The sequence below is a fragment of the Enterobacter sp. RHBSTW-01064 genome, assembly GCF_014103035.1.
GTDB lineage: Bacteria > Pseudomonadota > Gammaproteobacteria > Enterobacterales > Enterobacteriaceae > Enterobacter > Enterobacter mori.
In genome coordinates this window covers 1-15,152 of record NZ_JABXOU010000006.1, presented here as the reverse complement: position 1 = coordinate 15,152, position 15,152 = coordinate 1, and the positions used below count along the sequence as shown (strand labels likewise).

At 53.2% G+C, this 15,152-nt stretch carries 11 protein-coding genes, 2 tRNA genes and 1 rRNA gene; 10 read left to right on the top strand and 4 right to left on the bottom strand.

Going from position 1 to position 15,152, the window contains the following annotated elements; genetic code table 11:
• Positions 1-29: 29 nt before the first annotated feature.
• The 3 genes from rrf (at position 30) to dkgB (ending at position 1,245) form a co-directional block, all read left to right on the top strand.
• Positions 30-145: ribosomal RNA gene (rrf, locus tag HV355_RS17545) — 5S ribosomal RNA — on the top strand.
• Positions 146-201: 56 nt separating this feature from the next.
• Positions 202-278 (top strand) — tRNA-Asp (locus HV355_RS17540).
• A 163-nt stretch (positions 279-441) separates the two neighbouring features.
• Positions 442-1,245 (top strand): 2,5-didehydrogluconate reductase DkgB, encoded by an 804-nt coding sequence (dkgB, locus tag HV355_RS17535; protein ID WP_126817863.1) that lies wholly within the window; start codon positions 442-444, stop codon positions 1,243-1,245.
• Between the two features lie 22 nt (positions 1,246-1,267).
• Here dkgB and yafC read toward each other — a convergent pair whose 3' ends face one another.
• The gene (gene yafC, locus HV355_RS17530; RefSeq protein ID WP_182402849.1) at positions 1,268-2,182 is read right to left on the bottom strand and encodes a DNA-binding transcriptional regulator YafC; all 915 of its coding nucleotides are present in this window, start codon (positions 2,180-2,182) and stop codon (positions 1,268-1,270) included.
• A gap of 104 nt (positions 2,183-2,286) precedes the next feature.
• Between yafC and HV355_RS17525 the strand changes: the two genes are divergently transcribed.
• The 3 genes from HV355_RS17525 (at position 2,287) to HV355_RS17515 (ending at position 5,252) form a co-directional block, all read left to right on the top strand.
• Positions 2,287-3,462 (top strand): MFS transporter, encoded by a 1,176-nt coding sequence (locus HV355_RS17525; protein WP_089600675.1) that lies wholly within the window; start codon positions 2,287-2,289, stop codon positions 3,460-3,462.
• 138 nt (positions 3,463-3,600) lie between these two features.
• Positions 3,601-4,401 (top strand): endonuclease/exonuclease/phosphatase family protein, encoded by an 801-nt coding sequence (locus HV355_RS17520; protein WP_042717509.1) that lies wholly within the window; start codon positions 3,601-3,603, stop codon positions 4,399-4,401.
• 77 nt (positions 4,402-4,478) lie between these two features.
• The gene (locus HV355_RS17515) at positions 4,479-5,252 is read left to right on the top strand and encodes a class I SAM-dependent methyltransferase (RefSeq protein ID WP_182402847.1); all 774 of its coding nucleotides are present in this window, start codon (positions 4,479-4,481) and stop codon (positions 5,250-5,252) included.
• A 53-nt stretch (positions 5,253-5,305) separates the two neighbouring features.
• On the opposite strand, the gene mltD is transcribed toward HV355_RS17515, so the two are convergent.
• Positions 5,306-6,670, bottom strand: coding sequence for a murein transglycosylase D (gene mltD / locus HV355_RS17510; protein ID WP_089600679.1), 1,365 nt, complete (start codon positions 6,668-6,670; stop codon positions 5,306-5,308).
• 68 nt (positions 6,671-6,738) lie between these two features.
• A complete protein-coding gene (gene gloB / locus HV355_RS17505) occupies positions 6,739-7,497 on the bottom strand; it encodes a hydroxyacylglutathione hydrolase (RefSeq protein ID WP_182402845.1) in 759 nt (252 codons plus the stop codon).
• Positions 7,498-7,529: 32 nt separating this feature from the next.
• Here gloB and HV355_RS17500 point away from each other — a divergent pair, with 32 nt between their 5' ends.
• The gene (locus HV355_RS17500) at positions 7,530-8,246 is read left to right on the top strand and encodes a class I SAM-dependent methyltransferase (protein ID WP_010426636.1); all 717 of its coding nucleotides are present in this window, start codon (positions 7,530-7,532) and stop codon (positions 8,244-8,246) included.
• Here HV355_RS17500 and rnhA read toward each other — a convergent pair whose 3' ends face one another.
• Positions 8,247-8,714, bottom strand: a complete 468-nt coding sequence (gene rnhA / locus HV355_RS17495; protein WP_010426635.1) for a ribonuclease HI — start codon at positions 8,712-8,714, stop codon at positions 8,247-8,249.
• 64 nt (positions 8,715-8,778) lie between these two features.
• Between rnhA and dnaQ the strand changes: the two genes are divergently transcribed.
• The 3 genes from dnaQ to HV355_RS17480 all read left to right on the top strand — a co-directional run.
• Positions 8,779-9,510 carry a DNA polymerase III subunit epsilon gene (gene dnaQ / locus HV355_RS17490; protein WP_172411142.1) on the top strand — a complete coding sequence of 244 codons (732 nt, stop codon included), beginning with the start codon at positions 8,779-8,781 and terminating at the stop codon, positions 9,508-9,510.
• A 132-nt stretch (positions 9,511-9,642) separates the two neighbouring features.
• Positions 9,643-9,719 (top strand) — tRNA-Asp (locus tag HV355_RS17485).
• 468 nt (positions 9,720-10,187) lie between these two features.
• Positions 10,188-15,152 (top strand): Ig-like domain-containing protein (locus HV355_RS17480; RefSeq protein ID WP_182402844.1); only part of this gene is annotated, 4,965 nt, incomplete at its 3' end.

Sequence of the window (15,152 nt, the reverse complement as noted above, 5' to 3'; positions counted from 1 at the left end):
TCAGCCTGATACAGATTTAACAGAATTTGCCTGGCGGCTTTAGCGCGGTGGTCCCACCTGACCCCATGCCGAACTCAGAAGTGAAACGCCGTAGCGCCGATGGTAGTGTGGGGTCTCCCCATGTGAGAGTAGGGAACTGCCAGGCATCAAATTAAGTAGTAAGCCGGTGCATTAATCCGGTGGTTACAAGCAGTCTTCGGTGGAGCGGTAGTTCAGTCGGTTAGAATACCTGCCTGTCACGCAGGGGGTCGCGGGTTCGAGTCCCGTCCGTTCCGCCACTTATTAAAAGCCCTGAGCTAACGCTCAGGGCTTTTTTCTTATCTGCCGTTTAATTATTGCGAAATTAGCAAAAATCCTCTGCTTTCTGCGCTCTTTTTCTTCATAACACTACCCGCCATAATCTTCCTCAGTTTACGAACATAATGATTAACGAGGAATAACATGACTATCCCTGCATTTGGTCTGGGCACTTTCCGCCTGAAAGACGACGTTGTAATTGCATCTGTAAAAACTGCACTTGAACTTGGCTATCGCACCGTTGATACGGCGCAGATTTATGAAAACGAAGCGGCTGTTGGCCAGGCACTTGAAGAGAGCGGCGTACCGCGCAGCGACCTTTTCATCACCACCAAGATCTGGATTGAGAATCTCAGTAAAGATAAGCTGATCCCAAGTCTGAAAGAGAGCCTGAAAAAACTGCGTACTGACTATGTGGACCTGACGCTGGTTCACTGGCCATCACCGAATGATGCCGTCCCGGTGGAAGAATTCATGCAGGCGCTGCTGGAAGCGAAAAAGCAGGGCTTAACGCGTGAAATTGGTATCTCCAACTTTACTATCCCGCTGATGGAAAAAGCGATTGCTGCTGTTGGCGCAGAAAATATTGCGACCAACCAAATTGAACTGTCCCCATACCTGCAAAACCGCAAAGTAGTGGACTGGGCAAAACAGCACGGTATCCATATTACTTCTTACATGACGCTGGCCTACGGTAAAGCGCTGAAAGATGAGGTGATTACCCGTATCGCGGAGAAACACAACGCGACAGCGGCCCAGGTGATCCTGGCATGGGCAATGGGTGAAGGTTATGCCGTGATCCCGTCCTCAACCAAGCGTGAAAACCTGGCAAGCAACCTGTTAGCACTGGATCTCCAGCTGGACGAAGATGATAAAAAAGCGATCGCGGCACTGGATTGCAACGATCGTCTGGTGAGCCCGGAAGGGTTAGCGCCGAACTGGGATTAATATTGACCCAACCCTCTGTATTCTAAAACCCTCGCACAGCTCCTTCGGGAGCTGTTTTTATATGTTCGCTCAGGAAGTCGATAAAGGCACGAATACGTGTACTGACGGCTCTGTCGCTGTAATAAACCGCGCTAAAAGGCATCTCTACCGGCAGACGTTTATCTGCCATCAGCTCCACAAGCTCTCCGCGTGCGATCTCTTTATCAATCATGTAATCAGACAAACAGGCGATACCATTTCCGGTAAGGCACAGCTGTTTTAGCGTTTCCCCACTGTTTGAGGATAATCCGCAGGTAATTTCATGAAGCTGACCATCATGACAGGCGACAGGCCAGGTATTTAGCGACACCGGTTCCGTAAAGCCCAGACACAGGTGTTGCGCCAGCTCTTCTACCGTTTCGGGCTTTCCATGCTCAGCAATATACTGCGGCGACGCGATGATTTTACGGTAGCTGGTAAAGAGGGGGCGAGCACGTAAGCTTGAATCAGTCAGGGTTCCCGCCCGGATCGCGACATCAACTTTGCGTTCAATAAGATTGATAAAGGTTTCGGAGGACACCAGCGATAACGTCATCTCTGGATAACGTTCGCGGAAGGGCTTGATTAGCGGCATCAGAAAATGCAAAACCACAGGTGTTGCCGCATCGATACGCAGCAATCCACGCGGTGTGCTGCGCGATTCCATAATCTCTGTCTCCGCTGCGGCCATCTCCTGCAGGACGGACTGCACGCGGCGGAAATAACGCTCACCTTCTTCCGTCAGGCTCAGCTGTCGTGTTGTTCGGTTGAGCAAACTCACCCCAAGCTTCATCTCCAGCTTTTTCACCGAGCGACTGATCGCGGAATTTGCCTGACCCAGCTGTTCCGCTGCGCGGCTAAAGCTACCGCTCTCGACGACGGCGACAAAGATTGTTAGCTCTTCCGAGGTTGCTTTCATTGTTGCACCACCTGCAAAATTCAATTGATATTCTGACCATTTTTGTTATTTAAGCACTGGCGCATACTTCCTGTCATCTTAATCCTGTAAAGACGGAGTATTTTATGCCACTGGCGCTACTTGCCCTCACGATCAGTGCCTTTGCGATAGGCACGACCGAGTTCGTTATTGTCGGATTGGTTCCTACCATCGCTAATCAACTTGCCATCTCGCTCCCTTCTGCGGGCTTGCTGGTGTCAATCTATGCGTTGGGTGTTGCTGTTGGTGCACCTGTACTGACCGCGCTGACAGGGCGTTTCCCGCGTAAACAGCTATTAGTTGCCCTGATGGTGCTCTTCACCGCGGGCAACCTGCTGGCCTGGCAGGCGCCGGACTACACCACGCTGGTGATTGCCCGCCTTCTGACCGGCCTCGCGCATGGCGTGTTCTTCTCCATCGGTTCAACCATTGCAACCAGCCTGGTGCCTAAAGAGAAAGCCGCATCCGCTATCGCCATCATGTTTGGTGGGTTAACCGTTGCGTTGGTCACTGGGGTGCCGTTAGGTACCTTTATTGGTCAACATTTTGGCTGGCGTGAAACTTTCCTGGCCGTATCACTGCTGGGCGTGATTGCCCTGGTCGCCAGTATGCTGTTGGTGCCATCCAATATCCCTGGCCGGGCGAGCGCAAGCCTGAGCGATCAGTTGAAGGTGCTCACGCATCCGCGTCTGCTGATCATTTACGCAGTTACGGCTCTTGGCTATGGTGGCGTATTCACTGCTTTCACCTTCCTGGCACCCATGATGCAGGATCTGGCGGGCTTCTCCCCAACGGCGGTAAGCTGGATTTTGCTGGGCTACGGTATTTCTGTCGCGATTGGTAACATCTGGGGCGGCAAACTTGCGGATAAGCATGGTGCGGTACCGGCTCTTAAATTTATCTTCGCAGCGTTGGTTGTTCTGCTGATGATTTTCCAGTTCACCGCATCGATTCAGTACGCCGCGCTGATCACCGTGCTGGTTATGGGGATCTTCGCCTTTGGTAACGTGCCGGGTCTGCAGGTGTACGTGGTGCAAAAGGCCGAACTGTATACGCCAAATGCGGTAGATGTTGCATCGGGCCTGAACATTGCCGCATTCAATATTGGTATCGCGATCGGTTCCATCGTAGGCGGACAAACCGTAGAACACTTCGGGTTAACCCAAACGCCGTGGATTGGTGCGGTCATTGTACTTGTCGCTTTCCTGCTGATTGGCCTCAGTGGACGGCTTGATAAACCGGCTCGTGTTGCGCTTGGGTAAGTAGCAGTAAGTGCTTGCTTACAAAACTGGAAAGCGGTTTCTCAGTAATTGCGTTGAAAGTGTGACCTAAAATCCCTATAACATTAGAACCAGTCCGTTTTTCCGGGCTGGTTCACGTTATAGAGGCCGTTTCCAAAAGTGCGAAAAAATACCTATGCCATGCGTTATGTTGCCGGAATGCCCGCGGAGAGGATCTTGCCTCCGGGGTCGTTTGCGAGCCTTAGCCAGGCATTGCCAGCCGGTACACCCTTAAGCAGTGACGAAAAAATCCGGGTACTGGTCTGGAACATCTTCAAGCAGCAGCGCGCGGAGTGGTTGTCCGTACTGAAGAATTTCGGTAAAGATGCGCATCTGGTTCTCTTGCAAGAGGCACAAACCACGCCGGAGTTGGTCAGGTTTGCAACGACTAACTATCTTGCCGCCGATCAGGTCCCTGCGTTCGTCTTACCGCAGCACCCCTCTGGGGTGATGACTCTGTCAGCCGCGCATCCGGTCTATTGCTGCCCGCTGCGTGAACGTGAGCCGATTTTGCGCCTGGCCAAGTCGGCGCTGGTGACGGTCTATCCGTTACCGGATACGCGCCTGTTGATGGTGGTAAACATCCATGCGGTGAACTTTAGCCTGGGGGTGGATGTGTACAGTAAGCAGTTACTCCCAATTGGCGATCAGATAGCCCATCACAGCGGGCCGATCATTATGGCCGGGGACTTTAATGCCTGGAGCCGCCCGCGCATGAATGCGTTGTACCGCTTTGCGCGCGAAATGTCGCTGCGTGAGGTCCGTTTTAGCGACGATCAGCGCAAGAAAGCGTTTGGTCGTCCTCTCGATTTTGTCTTCTATCGTGGTTTGAATGTGCATGATGCCTCCGTTCTGGTAACGCGCGCTTCCGATCACAATCCTCTACTCGTTGAATTCAGTCCCGGCAAACCTGATAAATAATGGTGCGTCAGGTCTGCCGTGGGGCAGGCCTCTGCGGGTGCTGCCCTTTACTTTTTAACCAACAAAAGGACAGTACGATGACAACAACACACACCCATCATGACAACGTAGAAAAACAGTTTGGTTCTCAGGCAAGTGCTTATCTGAGCAGCGCCGTGCATGCGTCTGGGCGCGATCTGGTGCGTCTCGGGGAGCGTCTGGCGGCATTCCCACAGGCACACGTGCTGGATTTAGGGTGTGGAGCAGGGCATGCCAGCTTTACGGCCGCACAGCAGGTGGCACAGGTGACCGCGTATGATTTATCCAGCCAGATGCTCGAGGTGGTCGCAGAAGCTGCAAAAGCCAAAGGGCTGAGCAACGTGGCTACGCGCCAGGGTTACGCCGAATCGTTGCCTTTCGACGATGCGTCGTTTGATGTGGTCATTAGCCGCTACTCCGCCCACCACTGGCATGATGTCGGCCAGGCCTTACGGGAAGTGAAGCGCGTATTGAAGCCGGGAGGCGTCTTCATCATTATGGACGTCATGTCTCCGGGTCATCCGGTGCGGGATATCTGGCTGCAAACGGTTGAAGCGCTGCGCGACACTTCTCACGTGCAGAACTACTCCAGCGGTCAATGGTTATCGCTGATAACGGAGGCCGGGTTGATTTCCCGCTCACTGATAACAGACCGCTTGCCGCTGGAATATAACGCCTGGATCGCACGTATGCGCACGCCGGAAGCGCTGAGCCGGGCGATTCGTATATATCAGGAAAGCGCATCTGCGGAAGTGAAGGCTTACTTTGAACTGCAGGAAGATGGCTCGTTCACCAGCGACACCATTATGGCTGAAGCGCAAAAGGCGGGTTAAAACAAAAAAGGCACCGAGGGGAATCGGTGCCTTTTTATCTCAGGAATGTCTCATCAGGAATCTGGCGTCGCGCTGTTTTTCACAAACAGCGTTAGCTGGTCACCCGGTTGCAGATTGTCAGTATCATTATTCCAGCGCATTACATCTTTGATGTTCACGCCGTGACGTTTTGCGATACTGGACAGCGAATCACCCTTACGAACGCGATAGGTAATACTGTCGCTGTTCCTGGCAAGACGCTGTGCGCTGCTACCCGCACCCACCGTCAGAGTTTGACCCACTTTCAGACCGGAGCTGCGCAGGTTATTCCACTGCTGCAGATCTTTCGCATTCACGCCAAGACGTGATGCAATGCCCGAAAGCGTATCACCTGAACGCACCTTATAGCTGCGGCTGGAAACGGGAGAGGTATCGGCGATCAGCGTAGACTGAACGGCGGCAATCTCACCAGAAGCCAGAGACTCACGTAATTGTTCAGCATGCTTCTGCGGAACCATCACATACCGTGGGCCATTTGCTCCCAGGGTTGAGCCTTTAACGCCTGCATTAAAGGTTTTCAGTTTACTGACCGACATACCCGTCATATCGGCAACCTGTTGAATATCAACCGGGCTGCTAAGGCGAACGCGCGCCAGTGCACGACTTTCGTCTGGTGTTGGCAGTTGTACACCGTAACGCTTGCTGTTCTTGAGAATATCGCTCAGGGCCAGCATCTTCGGTACGTAAACCTTGGTTTCCTGTGGCAGTGAGAGCGACCAGAAATCGGTAGATTTACCACGCGCTCTGTTCGCTTTCATTGCCTTCAGTACACGACCTTCGCCGCTGTTATACGCTGCGACCGTTAACAACCAGTCACCGTCAAACATCTTGTTCAGACGTTCCATCATGTCGAGAGCGGCTGTCGTTGAAGCGACAACATCACGACGCGCATCATAGCTGCGGGTCTGTTTCAAACCATAATTGCGCCCAGTGCTCGGAATGATCTGCCAAATGCCTGCGGCATTGGCGCCAGACGTTGCGTGTGGGTCAAAAGCGCTCTCCACTATGGGTAGGAGTACCAGCTCCATAGGCATGTTACGTTTCTTAACTTGCCCGGCTATCCAGTACATATACGGCTCTGCCCGTAACGTTACATCGTGGAGATAGCTCTTATTTCTTAAATACTTCTGCTTCTGTTCGCGAATCCGGCTGTTTTCCGGAATTCCCATCTTTAGCTCGTCGCCAATAGAGGCCCACAAGTCTTGTTCCTGCGCGAAAGTTGTCCCATCGTCCAACCAGCGCGCCTGACTTGTAAACTTCCCTGCTTCCCCTTGACCAGCTGCAGAAAGGCTCTGTGCGTGCTGTTGTACGTTGCTGCCATTTTGCGACTGGCAACCTACAAGCAGGACAGAGGCGAGTAATATCGCTTTTGCCTTCATGTGTGTGTCAATAGTTGCTTAAAAGACGAGCGATGATAACGGCGAAATTTTGAAAAGGCAACCCGCAATTATCTGAAGTTATCTTTCTTTGACCTTAACCATGCAAAACGCTGCTCTGGTTGTTGCAACTTTGTTTCTTGGTTAATTTTATTAATTAAATCAATATCATCAGTTCGTAAAAATAAATTTATTTCTCGCTCGTTTTTCAGAATAACGGGTAGTGTTTTTTGGTTTTTTGCACGTAACTCCTTCACTTTCTGGTAATAATCTAAAATCGCCAGATCGTCCGGCAAAATGCTCGCGGCAAACTTCATATTTCCTAATGTATATTCATGTGCGCAACAAATGAGGGTATCGTCGGGCAATGCGTTAATCTTCTGTAATGACTGATACATCTGGGCTGGCGTCCCTTCGAATAGCCTTCCACAGCCGCCTGAAAAGAGTGTGTCACCGCAAAATACATAAGGTTTTCTGTAGAAACACAGATGTCCAAATGTGTGACCTGGCGTAGCAAATACGGAAAATTCGTATCCCACTATGAGGATATTTTCGCCTTCTTCGACTACTTGCGTCGTGCCCTTATCTTGTGTTTCAGCCGGTCCATACACCACAAGATGCGGGAAGGCCGCCACAAGATCGGGAACGCCGCCCACGTGATCGTTATGGTGATGAGTAAGAAGGATGGCCTGGGGACGCCAGCCATTTTCTTCGATTGCCTGCAAAACCGGCGCGGATTCACCCGGATCGACAATGATACATCTGCGATCGTCATCGACTAATACCCAGATGTAATTGTCCTGAAAGGCTGGAATACTGATAAGATTCATACATTACCTCTAACTGCGTGGCGGATGTGTTGATGAAACCGGCAAGGATACCTCAGACTGTCGCAGCACCGGAACGTTGGGCTGACCTGCCCTGGGGTGAGTACTATCGCGAGGCGTTAGAACAGCAGCTTAAGCCGTGGCTCGCGAAAATGTATGGCTTTCACCTGCTTAAGATTGGCAATCTCAGCGCGGAAATCAATACCGAAAGCTGCGCTATCTCGCATCAGGTCAACGTTTCGCTCGCGGGATTGCCTGTTCAGGTGAAAGCCGACCCGCTGCATTTACCTTTTGCCGAAAAATCCGTTGATGCTTGTCTGCTGGCGCATACGTTGCCCTGGTGCAGCGATCCCCATCGCCTGCTGCGCGAAGCTGACCGTGTGCTGATTGATGATGGCTGGCTAATACTCAGCGGTTTCAATCCACTGAGCCTGATGGGGCTGCGCAAGCTCGTCCCGGTTTTACGCCGCACCCCGCCGTATAACAGCCGCATGTTCACGATGATGCGCCAGCTGGACTGGCTTTCACTGCTTAACTTTGAGGTGCTCGGCTACGGGGGATTTCAGGTACTGCCCTGGTCACGGCAGGGGGGCGTTGTGCTAAGTACCCATTTGCCCGCTCTGGGCTGTATGCAGTTTATCGTGGCGCGTAAGCGAACAATCCCTTTGACGCTGAATCCGATGAAGCAAAGCAAATCGAAAACGCAAATTCGTCAGACCGTCGGCGCCACGCGGCAGTATCGAAAACCCTGATCAGGATTCAGGCTGGTAGCCCGCATCCTCATGCGCGGGATTGGACGCAGCCGCACGAGCCAGTTCGTCGCAGCGTTCGTTCTCAGGGTGACCTGCGTGGCCTTTTACCCATTCCCACTTGATTTGGTGCTGACCTAAGGCCGCATCCAGACGCTTCCAGAGGTCGACATTCTTGACCGGCTTTTTATCTGCCGTTTTCCAGCCGCGCTTTTTCCAGTTATGGATCCACTGGGTGATGCCCTGGCGCACGTACTGGCTGTCGGTGCTCAGCACCACGTCGCAATGTTCCTTTAAGGCTTCCAGCGCCACAATGGCCGCCATCAACTCCATGCGGTTGTTGGTGGTGAGAAAATAGCCTTCACTAAAAGTTTTTTCGTGCTGGCGATAACGCATAATCGCGCCATAACCGCCCGGGCCCGGATTGCCGAGACAAGATCCATCGGTGAAAATTTCTACCTGTTTACGCATCTCTGGTAGACTTCCTGTATTCGAAACGTTCAGTTAAACGATAAGTCTGACATAAATGACCGCTATGAGCACTGCAATTACTCGCCAGATTGTTCTTGATACCGAAACCACCGGTATGAACCAGATCGGCGCACACTATGAAGGGCACAAGATCATCGAGATCGGTGCTGTTGAAGTGGTGAACCGTCGTCTAACGGGCAACAACTTTCACGTTTACCTCAAACCTGACCGGCTGGTGGACCCGGAAGCGTTCGGCGTTCACGGTATTGCGGATGAGTTCTTGCTGGATAAACCGACCTTTGCAGATGTCGCGGATGAATTCCTTGAGTACATCAAAGGTGCAGAACTCGTCATCCATAACGCATCGTTCGATATCGGCTTTATGGATTATGAATTCAGCAAGCTTAATCGTGATATTCCGAAGACCAACACGTTCTGTAAAGTGACGGACAGCCTGGCGCTGGCGAGGAAGATGTTTCCCGGCAAGCGTAACAGCCTCGATGCACTCTGCTCGCGCTATGAAATAGACAACACTAAGCGAACGCTGCACGGCGCATTGCTCGATGCCCAGATCCTGGCGGATGTTTATCTGACGATGACCGGCGGTCAGACGTCGATGAAATTCAGTATGGAAAATGAGTCCCAGCAGACGCGCGACGCAGGGGGCATTCAGCGCGTTGTGCGTCAGGCGAGTCGTTTGCGGGTTGTGTTAGCCAGCGATGAAGAGCTGCTTAACCATGAATCCCGGCTCGATCTGGTGCAGAAGAAGGGCGGAAGCTGCATGTGGCGCGCCTGAAAAGAGGCCGAAACGTTTGTTAAATCACCGTTTGGGTGAATTTTGCAGCAAACGATTCAAAACGTGAGAAAAAGCGTTGACGAGTCCAGAGGCAAACCGTAATATGCGCCTCGTTCCCCAAGCGGGAACAGTGGAGCGGTAGTTCAGTCGGTTAGAATACCTGCCTGTCACGCAGGGGGTCGCGGGTTCGAGTCCCGTCCGTTCCGCCACTATTCAGGCCCACGTTATTTATAACGTGGGCCTTTTTCATTTCTGCATTCCGATGCATTTTCCCTTCTGTCTCCACCCTTGCCACTTCCGCAGTGGTTCGACATACCACGTCCCTTACTTTTTCTCTTATTTAATAAGATATCTTTATATTTTTAATATATTACTTTTATTTCTGTTTTATTTTGGTGTAAGTTAATTACGATTAATTCTCGCTCCTTTTATTATTTCATACCCTCTCATTAATTCCCTGTCCGGTGTTAACTATTCCTAATGCTGCGTATATTTCTGTGTGGTTTTTTCCTAAGCATATAAAGAAACCAGACATGATATTTTTAAGCATCATGTCAATGAACCCAATAGACATGAATTATGTATGGAAGACATAAGTGCAAAGCAGTAAAGGATGTAATCACAGAAGTGCTTATATGTCCTTAATTTAGCGAGTGAAATTCACCAAGGACTTTTATATGACGGAAAGTAAAGTCATTTTAGCAGTGAACAGCGGAGACGGAAAAACTCGGTTGTTGACAGCGGACGCAGGCCGGACGGTTAAGATAAAGCTGATCGCCGGCAATAAGTATCTGCTGAAGAACGTCAATGACGACTTCGCACCAGAAAATATTACCCTTCAACGTGTAGGTAAAGCATTACATATTATTCAGGAAGGTGACACACAGCCTAGCATCATCATTGAGGATTACTTCGATGGTGATAAAAATAACCCAACGCTGATGGGTATGGCAGAAGATGGGCTTCTGTATGCCTATATTCCCGTGTCAGGCGAAAGCTACGATACTGGCTATCTCATTGCGGATGGCAGCATGTCTCCGGTTGCCCTGGGCGGCGATCCGTTAGGTGCTGGTGGCCCAATTCTGACGGCCCCTGATGACGACAACGACATGCTGTTCGGCATGCTGGGATGGTTTGCGCTTGCGGCGGCGGGCGTAGGGGCGGCTTTTGCGCTGTCCGAACTCGATGACGAGGATGGCGACAAGCACGCTACACCTGAAAAGCCGAGCATTGGCCAGACAATTGATGATGAAGGCTCAATCAAAGGCCCTCTGAAATCAGGTGACGTGACCGATGACACCAAACCGTCTTTGACGGGGAAAGGAAATCCGGGCGATACCATCCATATCATCGATAATGATAAGGAAATCGGGTCTGTCATCGTCGATGACGAAGGCGAGTGGAGCTATACGCCAGACAAACCGCTGAGCGACGGCGAACATGACCTCTCCGTTGTGGTTGAAGATCCTGACGGAAACAAAAGCCCACCTTCTGACCCGATCACCATCGTTGTCGATACCGTTGCGCCAGATGCGCCAACGATTGAACACATCATGGATAAGGTGGGTAAAGTCACCGGCGAAATTCTTGACGACACCTACACCGACGATCCAAAACCGGAAATGAGCGGCACCGGTGAAGCGGGCGCGACGATTACTATTTACGATAACGGTAAAAAGATCGGCGAAACCACGGTCAACGACGATGGACGTTGGTATTTCAAACCTTCCGAAAACCTGGCGGACGGCAACCACAGCATTACGGTCAGCCAGACGGATAAAGCGGGCAACGTCAGCAAGCCTTCAGATGAACGTGAATTCATTGTTCTGACCGAACCTCCTGGGAAAGCAGAAACGCCTGAAGTTAATGACAATACGGGTCCGGTAACGGGTCCACTTAAGCCAGGCGACGTGACTGATGACAGCAAGCCGTCCTTCAGTGGTGAAGGCACGCCGGGCAATACCATCGTTATCAAAGATAACGATAAAGAGATCGGCTCGGTTATCGTCGACGACGAAGGGAAATGGACTTACACGCCTGAGAAAGATCTCAGCGAGGGTGAGCACAATGTTGAGGTGATTGAGGAAGATCCGCTGGGTAATGTCGGCGAGCCTTCCGATCCTATTCAGATCATTGTTGACACTACGCCGCCAGCAAAACCGGATAGGGTTGATGCTGAGGATAATACCGGTCCGATTACCGGTCAGCTGAAGGGCGGTGACGTCACTGACGAAACGCGTCCGGTATTCAGCGGTAAAGGTGAACCTGGCGATACCGTGACCATTTATGATGGTGACGAGGTTCTGGGCTCTACCGTCATTGACGATGAAGGCAACTGGACGCTGACACCAGAGAAACCGCTGGGCGAAGGCGACCACAGCATCACCGTTACGCAAACGGATAAGGCGGGCAACACCAGCGATCCCTCGGAAGCGCTGGAGTTTGAAGTTGACACTACCGCGCCTGATGCTTCAGCAAATGTTCTGAAAATTACTGCCGTAGCGGATGACGTGGGCGATCGTCAGGGCAACGTTGCCAGCGGTGAAATCACCGATGACAGCAAACCGCTCATTAGCGGTATTGGCGAAGCAGGCAACACCGTATTCGTCTACACCACCGACTCATCCGGTAAACACCTGATTGGTTCAGCGGTTGTGGGCAGCGATGGTACCTGGAGCCTGACGCCATCAACCCCACTGACGGAAGGTTTGAACAAGCTGACCCTGGAGACGCAGGATCCAGCGGGTAACCGCATTGCGGGCGATGCGCCGTCTTACGACATCAATCTGCTGATCCCGGTCAGCACCAATCCGTCCATCAACAGCGTGGTGGACAACTCAGAGCCGCACGTTGGTCCGCTGCAGAAAGGCGAATCCACCAACGACACCACCCCGACCCTGAGCGGCAGCGCTGCGCCGGGCGACATCGTGTCTATTCTCGACAACGGTAAAGTGATTGGCTCCGTCACCGCGGACAGCAACGGCAAGTGGACGTTCACGCCGGACACCGCGCTGGCTGACGGCAAGCACACCTTCACCGTTACCGCGACCGACTCGGCAGGCAACGCGCGCACCAGCGGCAGCTTCCCGATTGTTATCGACACCACGGCACCGGCTCCGGCGGACAATATCATCCTTGATGATAACGTGGGCGACAAACAGGGACCGGTAGGCGAGGGCGACACCACCGACGACCAGTCTCCAACCCTGAGCGGCGAAGCCGAGCCGGGCAGCGTGGTCGATATCTACGACAACGACGAGAAGATTGGCTCCGTTATCGTTGATGACGAAGGCAAATGGTCCTATACGCCGGACAAACCGCTGGATAAAGGTGACCATGAACTCACCACCACGGTCACCGATCCGTCAGGCAACACCAGTGAACCGTCTCCGGGAATCTCCTTCACCGTCGATCCGGATCCAAACCAGGTCACCGTAGGTGAAGTGGTGGACGATCAGGGGCCGATCGTGGGTAACCTGAAACCAGGCAACGTGACGGATGATGTGCGTCCGGAACTGGGCGGTAAAGGCAAGCCAGGCAGCACCGTGACCATCAAAGATGGCGACGACGTTCTGGGCTCCACCGTTGTCGATCCAGATGGCAACTGGACGTTCACGCCAGATCAGGATCTGGCTGACGGCGATCACAGCCTGACCGTGGTGTCCAAAGATCCGGCGGGTAACGAGGTGACCTCACCGTCCTTCGATATCACCGTCGATGCGACCGCACCGGAAAAACCAGTGCTGGGATCTGCAACGGATGACGTGGGCACTATCCGCGGCGATCTGAGCAATGGCGGCACCACCGACGACGCAAACCCAACCTTCAACGGTTCCGCAGAGCCGGGCAGCCGTGTCGATATTTACGACAATGGTGAGCATATCGGTTCGACGGTTGCTGATGATAAAGGCGCATGGCAGTTTACGCCGACCACGCCGCTGCCAGAGGGTGAGCACCATATCACCACTACCGCAACGGATGAGGCGGGCAACACCAGCCCTGAGTCTGATGATTTTGTGCTGGTGACGGACTATACGCCACCTGCGGCAACCAGCGATGTACTGAACATTACCTCCGTGATGGATGACGTCGGCGGCCGTCAGGGTAATATCGCCAGCGGCGAGGTTACCGACGACAGCAAGCCGGTTATCAACGGTATCGGCGAAGCGGGCAGCACCGTATTCGTCTACAGCACGGATGCAAACGGCAAACACCTGCTGGGCTCAGCTGTGGTTGATAGCGAAGGCAACTGGACGCTGGCGCTGGATACTCCGCTGGTGGAAGGGCTGAATAAGCTGACGCTCGAAACTCAGGACGCAGTAGGCAACCGTGTTGCGGGTGAAGCACCGTCTTACGACATTACCGTTCTGATCCCGGTCAGCACCGAGCCGTCCATCAACAGCGTGGTGGACAACTCAGAGCCGCACGTTGGTCCGCTGCAGAAAGGCGAATCCACCAACGACACCACTCCAACCCTGAGCGGCAGCGCTGCGCCGGGCGATACCGTGTCTATTCTCGACAACGGTAAAGTGATTGGCTCCGTCACCGCGGACAGCAACGGCAAGTGGACGTTCACGCCGGACACCGCGCTGGCTGACGGCAAGCACACCTTCACCGTCACCGCGACCGACGCGGCAGGCAACGCGCGCACCAGCGGCAGCTTCCCGATTGTTATCGACACCACGGCACCGGCTCCGGCGGACAATATCATCCTTGATGATAACGTGGGCGACAAACAGGGACCGGTAGGCGAGGGTGACACCACCGACGACCAGTCTCCAACCCTGAGCGGCGAAGCCGAGCCGGGCAGCGTGGTCGATATCTACGACAACGACGAGAAGATTGGCTCCGTTATCGTTGATGACGAAGGCAAGTGGTCCTATACGCCGGACAAACCGCTGGATAAAGGTGACCATGAGCTCACCACCACGGTCACCGATCCGTCAGGCAACACCAGTGAACCGTCTCCGGACATCTCCTTCACCGTCGATCCGGATCCAAACCAGGTCACCGTAGGTGAAGTGGTGGACGATCAGGGGCCGATCGTGGGTAACCTGAAGCCAGGCAACGTGACCGATGATGCGCGTCCGGAACTGGGCGGTAAAGGCAAGCCAGGCAGCACCGTGACCATCAAAGATGGTGACGACGTTCTGGGCTCTACCGTTGTCGATCCGGATGGCAACTGGACGTTCACGCCAGATCAGGATCTTGCTGAGGGCGATCACAGCCTGACCGTAGTGTCCAAAGACCCGGCGGGTAACGACGTTACGTCTCCAGCCTTCGATATCACGGTAGATACTGTGGCACCGGAAAAACCGGTCGTGGGCCTTGCGACAGATGACGTGGGCTCCAGCCGTGGCGATCTCAGCAGCGGCAGCACCACCGATGACGCGAACCCAACCTTCAAAGGTTCCGCAGAGCCGGGCAGCCGTGTTGATATTTATGACAACGGCGAGCTGATTGGCTCCACTGTTGTGGATGAGAATGGTGGCTGGCAGTTCACGCCAACCACAGCGCTGCCGGAAGGCGAGCACCATATCACCACCACCGCAACCGATGAGGCGGGTAATACCAGTCCGGAATCAGATGACTTTGTGCTGATCACCGACTATACCGCACCAGACGCCAGTAAAGTGGTTATC